Raw genomic sequence first — 9420 nt, forward strand, 5'->3', positions numbered from 1 at the left:
GTCCTGCGCGAGCCCGCTGGCTCGGGTTCGGGCTCGGGCTCGGGTCCCGGGGCTGGATCGGGCGGTGGATCGGGCGGTGGTTCGGCATCCGCCGCGACCGCCGGCTCCGCCGGGTCCGGGCTCAGCTCGAGTGACGAGCGGGCGCTGCGCAAGGAGATGTCCAAGATCGAGCGCCAGATGCTCAAACTCGATCAACGACAGGCCACGATCCACGAGGCCCTCACCGCCGCCGCAGGGGAGGCGCTCGACACGGAGAAGCTCGCGTCCCTCGACCGTGATCTCAAGGACGTGAGCGCGGAGAAGGAACAGCTCGAGGAGCGCTGGATGGAGCTCGGCGAACAGGTCGAGAGCTGACCCACCCCGGGGGGACGTCCTCGCGCGGATCCTCCCCACCACTGGTCGCACTCACCGTGCCGCAGGTCGCAGTCACCGACCCGATACTGCCGAATCGTCGCGGTGAGTGCGACCTATAGCTGAGCGCAGTCAAGGATCGACGATGCAGGTCGACCAACGGGGTCGAGTCGCGTTGTGGATGGTCGTCCACCCCATCCACATGCGGGTGACTCACGATACTGGTCTGGCCTCGGTAGGCCGATCATCGGTGTGTGACCGCACCCCACTCCGAGCCGTTCCTCGGTAGCGCTGCGCTGGCCTCCGGCCGAGTGTCGGAGCACCACCTCCGCACCGCGCATCATCGAGTGTTCCCAGATGTCTATGTGAGCACACCGGTGCCCGTCGATCCGACCACGCTGGTTCGCGCTGCAGCATTATGGGCGCCAGCAGGGTCGACGGTGTGCGGGATGGCCGCAGCGCATATCCACGGTGAGCGCTGGTACGCCCCGGAGCTGGTCGCCCGGCAGGTCGAGATCTACGCGCTCGGGACGCCGCATACTCCCGGCGGCGTGCGACTGCGTCGACTGAGACACCCCCTACCCGCGGATCAGCTCACCACCCGCCACGGTGTGGCTGTGACGGCGGTGGCCCGCACAGCGATCGACGTGGCTCGATGGGATGACGACGACGAGCGTGCCATCGCGAAAGTCGACGCACTGTGCAACCGGACCGGGACGGACGTCTCCGAGGTCAGGGCTTTGGCGGCGCAGCTCAGCGGCGTACGCGGGCTGCCCCGGGTGCGGGGCCTGCTCGACCATTGCGATCGGCGGGCGGACTCCCCACCGGAGACCAGACTCAGGCTGATCCTCCAGCGATCAGATGTTCCGGATCCCGAGGTGCAGGTGACCATCCATAACGAGTTCGGAGCAATTGTCACGACAGCCGACTTCGGGTATCCGCGAGAGAAGGTGGCGATCTTCTATGACGGCAGGGTCCACAGCAGCCGCTCCACGTGGGAGAGAGACTCGCGGATCAACGCCGAACTCGCGGAGATGGGCTGGCAGGTGGTCCGGATTACCGCTCAGATGATGCGCAACCCGGCGGCGGTCCTGCGTCAGATCAGAGCAGCTCTCGCCAGAGGGCGATATGCACCGTAGGCCTTGTCGATCTGCGCGAGCGCTGCGGCTTCCACCGGGTGCCCGGAGCCGGTGGTCGCATTCACCGTGGCGTTTGTGCAGATTCGGCACGGTAGCGACGACCAGCGACACGGAGAGTGCGACCAGTGTCGGGACCTCAGGGAATGCGCGGGATACGAGCGCTCTCGGTGCGCGGGGGCACGCCTCACAGGGACGTGCCGACGCCGGGGAGCGGAGAGAGGCACCGGGGGAGTGGTGAAGGTCAGCAGGTCGGGGAGGTGTCGGCGAGACAGGCGGAGAGCAGGGCGTCTACATCGGTGAGGCTCGGCAGGACTGCGTGGGCACCGGCTGATCGCAACTCGTCAGCGGAGACCCGACCGGTGGCGACGGCGACGCAGCGGGCCCCCGAATCGAGTGCGCCGCGGACATCGTGGAGGTGGTCACCGATCACCACCGCGCGCTCAGCGGTCACGTCGAGTCCGCGTGCGCGGGCGGTGGTGAGGGCACCGCGGACGAGGTCGGCACGGTCGGCGTGGTGATCCCCGAACGCCCCTAGCCGCGGATCCGGTAGGCCGTCGAATCCGCACAACCGGAGCTTGAGCAGCGCGGTCCGGCGCATGTTGCCGGTGACGATCCCCTGGTGCAGCCCGTCCACCGAGGCGAGGGCGGCTATCGCCTCGTGAGCTCCCGGAAGGGCACCACCTCCCGCGTCGAGCAGGTCCTGCCCGTGGGCCTCGCACCGCTCGGCGACGGCGTGGAGCAGCGAGGTGACGAGGTCCTCGCGGGGGTCGATCCCGTTACTCTCCAACAGGTCGGTGCAGATCGCGCGGTCGGTCCGCCCGGCGAAGGAGACGCCCATGACGGGCTCACGGCCCACCATCTCGGCGAGCGCGGGGGCGATCATCCGCGAGCCGAACCCGGCGGGGTCGAGCAGCGTGAGGTCGAGGTCCCAGAGGACGAGCAGGGTGCTCACGACGTCGGCTGCAGCAGCGGTGCGAGCCAGGCGGTGAGGAACGCCCGCAGGTCGGCGTCGGAGCGGGAGTCGGGATCATCGAGCACCATCACCGACCAGCCGATGTGCACGCCGACGTCGGCGAGGAAGTCGATGCGGTCGGCGAACTCGGGGAAGCGCTCGACCGCCGGTCCGAGCAGGTGGGCCGTGTACTCGAGGGATCTGTCGACGGCACCCGGGTAGTGGATCGGATTGCCCTCGCCGGACAGCGTCAGGGCCCGCAGGAGCGGGTCACACAGAATCCGACGCCGGGCCTCGATCACGATCTCCACCAGTACCTCGAGCAGCGAGTCGGCCGAATCCATCACGGACTCGTAGGCGCCGACCAGCGCGGTCAACCGCTCGGTGACCGCCTCGCCGATCAACTCCTCACGGGAGCCGAAGATCGAGTACACCGTCTGTCGGCTCACCCCGGCCCGCTTGGCCACGACGGCGATGTTGACCCCGTCGAACCCCACGTCCCCGATCACCGCTCGGGTCGCGCGAAGAATGTTGTCTCGGGACCTCACGCACCCCATTATCGCGCGCGCGGGTGGAGGGTCGCATCCGGAAGGGCCCGGGAGGGTGGGCCCGGGGCCGTAGGATCGCGGGCATGGGCAGCAAGAAGGACGACAAGAAGGCCACTTCGAGCGGAAAGAACACCTCGAGCGGGAAGAACACCTCGAGCGGGAAGAACACGTCCTCCTCACGCGGCGCCACGAACGGGTCGACGAAGAAGGAGCTCCCCAGCGGTCTCGAGAAGCTGCCCAAGAAGGCTTACGAGGCCGAGCTCGAGCGGTTGCAGGCCGAGCTCGTGGAGATGCAGGCCTGGCTCAAGGAGACCGGGAACCGTCTCGTCGTGGTGTTCGAGGGTCGCGATGCCGCCGGCAAGGGCTCGGCGATCAAGCGCATCACCCAGTACCTCAACCCTCGGCACGCCCGCGTGGTCGCGCTGCCCGCCCCGACAGAGGTGCACAAGACACAGTGGTACTTCCAGCGCTACATCGAGCACCTGCCCGCGGCCGGGGAGATCGTGATCTTCGACCGCTCCTGGTACAACCGGGCCGGCGTGGAGCGTGTGATGGGCTTCTGCACCACGGACGAGTACCGCCGCTTCCTGCACCAGGCGCCGATCTTCGAACGCCTGCTCGTGGAGGACGGGATCATGCTGCGCAAGTACTGGTTCTCCGTGTCCGACGAGGAGCAGGAGCGCCGCTTCCGCTCGCGGCACGACGACCCCATGCGCCGGTGGAAGCTCTCGCCGATGGACCTGGAGTCCATCAACCGGTGGGAGGCGTACAGCCGTGCCAAGGACGAGATGTTCGTCCACACCGACATCCCCGAGGCGCCCTGGTACACGGTCGAGTCGGAGGACAAGAAGCGGTCGCGCATCAACGTCATCTCGCACCTGCTCTCCACCGTGCCGTGGGAGAAGCTGGAGCCGCCGACGTTCGAGATCCCGGAACGACCCGAGGGTGCGAGCTACGAGCGCCCGCCGCGCGAGGAGTTCAAGTACGTCCCGGACGTGGCGTCGGAGCTGCTCTGACCGGAGGCGGGGCACGATCGGCGACCTGACGCCGGGCGGGGCGGCGGGGGCGGCCTAGGTAGGAATTCCTAGTATCCCGGCGACGGGCACAGACCGGCCTGCCACACTGGGGGCATGAGCGAATTCGTCACCACCCGGCGAGAAGGCCGGATGCAGCACATCGTCCTGGACCGCCCCAAGGCACTGAACTCCCTCGACCTGCCCATGTGCCGGGCCCTGCACTCCGCCCTGGACGCCGCGTCGCAGGACTCGGGAGTGGAGGCCGTCGTCACCACCAGTACCTCGGAGAAGGCGTTCTGCGCGGGCGGCGACATCCGCGCGCTGCGCGACGCCGCGGCCGCCGGCGAGCACCAGACCAACCGGGAGTTCTTCTCCGAGGAGTACGCGATGGACCTCGCGTACCACACGCACCGGGTGCCCACCGTCGCCGTGATCCACGGCGTCGCGATGGGCGGCGGCCTCGGGATCTCCATCAACGGCTCGCACCGCGTGGTCACCAAGAAGGTCATGATGGCCATGCCGGAGACGGCGATCGGGTTCATCCCCGACGTCGGCGCCAGCCACTTCCTGCCCCGCCTGTGCGGCGGCGGGACCCGGGGCCTCGCGGTGGGGATCTACCTCGGCACCACCGGGGTCCGGATGAACTCCGCCGACGCGCTCTACACGGGTCTGGCCACCCACCTGATCGACGACGCCGACCGCGATGCGTTCGTCTCCGCCGTCGGGTCCGATGGCCTGGACGCCGCCCTGGAGCGCCACGGCCTCGAGCACTCGGCGGCGGGGGAGTCCGCGGTCGAGAAGCACATCGACCGGATCGAGGACGTCTTCTCCCGTGCGACCGTGCAGGAGATGGTCGCGGCCCTGGAGTCCGGTGCGCAGGACGAATGGGCCACCTCGACCCTCGAGATGCTGCGGTCGCACTGCCCGACGTCCGTCATCGCGACCATCGAGCTGCTCCGCGCAGGGGCGGCCGCGAGCGATCTGCGAGAGTGCCTGGCGGCCGAGTTGGCGCTGGGCGGATGGATCACCGCCCGCCCGGACTTCGTCGAAGGCGTCCGGGCCGTGGTGATCGACAAGGACCGCAACCCCACCTGGGACCCCGCCGACCTCGACGACGTTCACGTGGACGCCATCCGTTCGGCGTTGACCGGGGGCTGACAGGGTCTACTCTGATCGGCGTCCAGCGCACGGGGCGCGGGTCGAGGAGGGGCCATGACCACCACCGGTGACGGCGCGCGCGAACCCGATGTGCTCGCCCCGCACGAGGAGCCCAAGGGCTGGGGGATCGCCGGCGTCACCGTGGTGTCCCTGGCCGCCGCGTTCGTCGTGCTCTGGGGGATCTCCCAGCACGCGAACATGGTCATGCCCGCCTTCCTCGCGCTCAACCTGGTGATCGCCGCCCAGCCGCTGCAGCGGCTCCTCGAGCGCGTCGGCCTGCCGAGGTGGGGCGGGATGATCATCGTCCTGGTTGTGCTCTACCTCCTGCTGGCCGCGTTGGTCGGGATGTTGGTGTGGGCGCTGTGGATCGCCGCCGAGGAGATCCCGCAGTACCAGGACAAGTTCGTCGAACTCTATGGCCAGATGATCGAGTTCCTCGGCCGGTTCGGGGTGAGTCAGGACCAGGTCTCATCGAGTCTGGCGGGCGTGGACCCCGGCACGATCATCGGCACCGTCCAGAACGTGGCGGGGCAGTTGTCCTCGGCGGGCGGCCAACTCACCGTCCTGGTGATCGCGCTGACCTTCCTGGTGTTCGACATCCCGGGCATCACCCGCCGTCGGGCCGTGATCGCCCGCCAACGGCCCCGCCTGGCGGACGCCCTGAGCTCCTTCACCCACGGCGTGAAGTCGTACTGGATCGTCTCGACGATCTTCGGCCTCATCGTGGCGGTCGTCGACGTGGTGGCGCTGATGATCATCGGGGTACCGCTGGCGATGGTGTGGGGCGTCCTGGCCTTCGTCACCAACTACATCCCCAACATCGGCTTCGTCCTGGGCCTCGTGCCGCCCGCGCTGTTCGCACTCCTGACCGGTGGGCCGGTCGACGCGATCTGGGTGGTGGTGATCTATTGCGTGGTGAACCTGGTGATCCAGAGCTTCATCCAGCCCAAGTTCACCGGCGACGCCGTGGGGCTGACCCCCACCGTCACGTTTCTCTCGCTGGTGTTCTGGGCGTCCGTGGCCGGTGCTCTGGGCGCGATCCTGGCCGTGCCGCTGACCCTCGCGGTCAAGGCCTTCCTCGTGGACGCCGACCCCCGGATGACGTGGTTCTCGACGTTCATGACCACTCCCGACGCCGATGCCAAACGCGACCGGCGGCGGGCCGGGAAGCTGCCGGCACCGCGCTGACCCTCCCCGCGGGCGCGGGGGCGGGGGCTCCGGTTGCGCCGGTTGCGCCGGGGGCGGCGGACGCGCGCGGTCAGTCGGGGGATCCGGGATCGCCGGGTTCGTCCCCGGCGGGCGCCCTGGTGAAGGTCCCGAGACCGTTGCCGTCCAGGAGTTCGACGGTGACCTCGTCGTCGTCGAACGTCACGGAACCCCGCGACCCCGGCGGCCAGTTCTCACTCCGCGGTTCGACCGCGAACGTGTCTCCGACCCAGGGCTCGAGTGGCCAGGCGGCGGCGCCGCCGACGGTCATCTCCAGCGCGTCCTCCGACTCTCTGACCTCGAGGGTCCCGAAGTAGTCGTTGCGGTACGTCCCGACCAGCTCGGCCGGGTCCCTCGACGGTGCCGGATCGGCCGGTGGGGTCGCGTCCACCAGGCCCCCGACCGGGTCGAGCAGTGACGCGAACGCCTGGCCGAACAGATCCCGCCAGTCCAGCGTGGGGTCGCCGTACTGGGCGTAGTCGGCGAACCTGGCGTTGATCGTCTCCGCCACCCCGCTCGGCGAGGCGTTGGTCACCGTGATGATCCCCAGGTCGAGCGAGGGCAGCATGAGCATCGCGGTGCCCGCCCCGAGGGCGAACGCCCCGGAGTGGCTCCACTGGACCCGCCCCGAGGAACTGGTACCGATGTTGAACCCGTAGCCGTAGGAACCGGGGCGGTCCGCGGCGGCCCGGGGAGGCGAGGAGACGATCTGCGGGGTGAGGGCCTCGCGCAACGCCTCGGCGGGCACGACCTGGGAGCCGCCGGGCCCCTTGCCGTCGTCGAGCACCATCGCCATCCAGGCGGCCATGTCGGTCACCGACGAACTCAGGCCCCCCGCCGGGGCCTGGGCGTCGGGGTCGCGCTGGGGATCGGCCGGGACCCACTCCCCGTCCGGGTCGCCCTGGTCCGCGGAGTCGGGGGAGTCGGCGCGGACGTGGCCGACCGCCCGGTTGTCCCGTTCGAGCAACTCGTCGTGGGAATACGAGGTGTCGGTCATACCGAGCGGGTCGAAGATGCGCTCGCGACCCAGCTCGTCCCAGGGGGTCCCCGCCGCGACCGCCACCGCCTCGGCCCCCGCGGTGAGTCCGAAGTTGGTGTACGCGTACGAGGCCCGGAACGGCGTGAGCGGCAGGTGGCGCAGCCCGTGCAGGACCGCGGGTCGGTCGTAGCCCAGGTCCTCGAGGTCGTCACCCGCGTGCCCGGGCAGCCCGGAGCGGTGCGCGAAGACGTCGCCGACGGTCACGAAGGGGGACAGCTGGGGATCGGAGAGCTCGAACCACGGCAGGTACTCGCTGACGGGTGTGGACCAGTCGACCTCTCCGTTGGCGCTCTCCGCTGCCACCACCGTGGCGCTGACCGACTTGGAGATCGAGGCCAACGGGAAGACGGTCCGGGCGTCCACCTCGGCGCCCGTGTTGGTGTCCCGGACGCCGAACCCCTCCGCGAGCACCACCTCGCCGCCGTGCACCACGGCCACGGCCGCGCCCGGGATGCCGGAGGCGTCCAGTTCCTCCTCGACGATGTCGGTGACCTTGCCGATCGCGTACTCGATCCGGTCCTCGCTGACCTCGAGCCCCGAGTAGGCGGCCGGACTCTCGTCGGGGCCGGGTGTGGCCACCGGTGTCCCGCACGCCGATCCGAGGAGCGCGACGGCCGCGCACACGCTGATCGCTCCCAGGGTCCGACGGTGCCCGGTGGCCGAATCGGTGGTCATCCGCCCAGCTTAGACCGCCGGAGGGGTCCCGGAGGCCCGTGTCGGACCATTCCCCGCGACTCGGTTGCGGTGCGCGTCGATCAGGTCGCGATACCAGTACCAGGAGTCCTTGCGGGTGCGCGTCAGGGTGCTGTGGTCGACGTGGACCAGGCCGAAACGCTCGGCGTACCCGGCGGCCCACTCGAAGTTGTCCATCGCCGACCACACGTAGTAGCCGTCCACGGTCACGCCCGCGTCGAGGGAGTCCATCACGGCCGCCAGGTGCGCGCGCAGATAGTCGATCCGGCGCTCGTCGTGGACCGCGCCGTCCGGACCGGGTCCGTCGTGGTACGAGCACCCGTTCTCGGTCACCGTCACCGGCGGCAGTCCCGGATAGCGCTCGTGGAGGGCCACGAGGATGTCGGTGAGGCCCGACGGCACGACGGGCCAGTCGAAGTCGGTCCGCTCGACGCCCTCGATCCGCACCGGGCGGAACGGCATGTCCTCCGGGAAGTCCACCTCGAGCACCCCGGCGTAGTCGGCGTCGGGGCGTGGGGACTCGATCACCGTGGGTTCGTAGTAGTTGACGCCGTAGTGGTCGAGGGGGCTCGCGATGACGACGAGGTCCTGCTCGAGCTGGTCGGCGGTCAGGCCGGCGGTGGTCATGACGAGCTCGGCCACCCAGTCCTCCGGGTAGGCGCCCCGGAGGACCGGATCGGAGAACAGCCAGTTGGTCAGGATGCGGAACATCTCGGCGGCCCCGACGTCCTCCGGGGAGTCGGTCGCGGCGATGACGGGGAAGTGCTGTTGCACCACCCCGACCTCGTGCCGGGGGCCGGCGGCACGGATCGCCCCGACCGCCAGACCGTGTGCGCGGAGCAGGTTGTGGGCCACGGGCAGGCAGTCCAGTCCCATCCCGAGCGCCGGCGCGTGATCGGTGAGTCCGTGGCCGTAGAGGGTGTGGACGTTCATCTCGTTGAGCGTGAGCCAGCGGGTGACGCGGTCGCCGAGGGCGTCGACCACCACGGCGGTGTAGTCGGCCAGGGCCTGCGAGGTGTCCCGGCTCAGCCAGCCGCCCTCGTCCTGCAGGGCCTGGGGAAGGTCCCAGTGATAGAGGGTGGGCACCGGGCGGATCCCGGCCGCCAGGAGGTCGTTGACGAGCCGCGAGTAGAAGTCCAGGCCGGGCCGGTTGACCTGCCCGCGCCCGGTGGGCAGGACCCGCGACCAGGAGATCGAGAACCGGTAGTCGTCGACGCCCAGGGCGGCCAGGTCGCGGACGTCCTCGGCGTGGCGGTGGTAGTGATCGCACGCCACGGCCGGGGTGTCGCCGCCGCAGGCTCGCGGCGAGGAACTCTTC

9 protein-coding genes are annotated in these 9420 nt (G+C 69.9%); 5 read left to right on the top strand and 4 right to left on the bottom strand.

Annotated features, from left to right (window positions below):
• The coding region (locus tag G6020_RS13670; protein ID WP_277815284.1) for an ABC transporter C-terminal domain-containing protein at positions 1 to 354 on the top strand (354 nt) is incomplete at its 5' end.
• Positions 355 to 800: 446 nt separating this feature from the next.
• Positions 801 to 1490, top strand: coding sequence for a DUF559 domain-containing protein (locus G6020_RS13675; RefSeq protein WP_182610989.1), 690 nt, complete (start codon positions 801 to 803; stop codon positions 1488 to 1490).
• 241 nt (positions 1491 to 1731) lie between these two features.
• Here the strand turns inward: G6020_RS13675 and G6020_RS13680 are convergent, their stop codons facing one another.
• Together G6020_RS13680 and G6020_RS13685 are read right to left on the bottom strand one after the other, a co-directional pair.
• The gene (locus G6020_RS13680) at positions 1732 to 2442 is read right to left on the bottom strand and encodes an HAD hydrolase-like protein (protein ID WP_182610990.1); all 711 of its coding nucleotides are present in this window, start codon (positions 2440 to 2442) and stop codon (positions 1732 to 1734) included.
• On the bottom strand, positions 2439 to 2990 hold the full coding sequence (locus G6020_RS13685) for a TetR/AcrR family transcriptional regulator (protein WP_182610991.1): 552 nt from the start codon (positions 2988 to 2990) through the stop codon (positions 2439 to 2441). The genes G6020_RS13680 and G6020_RS13685 overlap by 4 nt, the downstream gene beginning before the upstream one ends.
• 83 nt (positions 2991 to 3073) lie before the next feature.
• Between G6020_RS13685 and ppk2 the strand changes: the two genes are divergently transcribed.
• The 3 genes from ppk2 (at position 3074) to G6020_RS13700 (ending at position 6352) form a co-directional block, all read left to right on the top strand.
• Positions 3074 to 4006: a polyphosphate kinase 2 gene (ppk2, locus tag G6020_RS13690; RefSeq protein ID WP_241732718.1), complete on the top strand. Its 933-nt coding sequence runs from the start codon at positions 3074 to 3076 to the stop codon at positions 4004 to 4006.
• Between the two features lie 114 nt (positions 4007 to 4120).
• On the top strand, positions 4121 to 5164 hold the full coding sequence (locus G6020_RS13695; RefSeq protein ID WP_182610992.1) for an enoyl-CoA hydratase/isomerase family protein: 1044 nt from the start codon (positions 4121 to 4123) through the stop codon (positions 5162 to 5164).
• 54 nt (positions 5165 to 5218) lie between these two features.
• Positions 5219 to 6352: an AI-2E family transporter gene (locus G6020_RS13700; RefSeq protein WP_182610993.1), complete on the top strand. Its 1134-nt coding sequence runs from the start codon at positions 5219 to 5221 to the stop codon at positions 6350 to 6352.
• A gap of 70 nt (positions 6353 to 6422) precedes the next feature.
• Here the strand turns inward: G6020_RS13700 and G6020_RS13705 are convergent, their stop codons facing one another.
• Positions 6423 to 8084, bottom strand: a complete 1662-nt coding sequence (locus tag G6020_RS13705) for a serine hydrolase (protein WP_182610994.1) — start codon at positions 8082 to 8084, stop codon at positions 6423 to 6425.
• A 9-nt stretch (positions 8085 to 8093) separates the two neighbouring features.
• Positions 8094 to 9420: family 1 glycosylhydrolase (locus G6020_RS13710; RefSeq protein WP_241732719.1), on the bottom strand; the 1327-nt coding region annotated here is incomplete at its 5' end.

This window comes from Dietzia sp. B19, assembly GCF_014145155.1.
Lineage (GTDB): Bacteria > Actinomycetota > Actinomycetes > Mycobacteriales > Mycobacteriaceae > Dietzia > Dietzia natronolimnaea.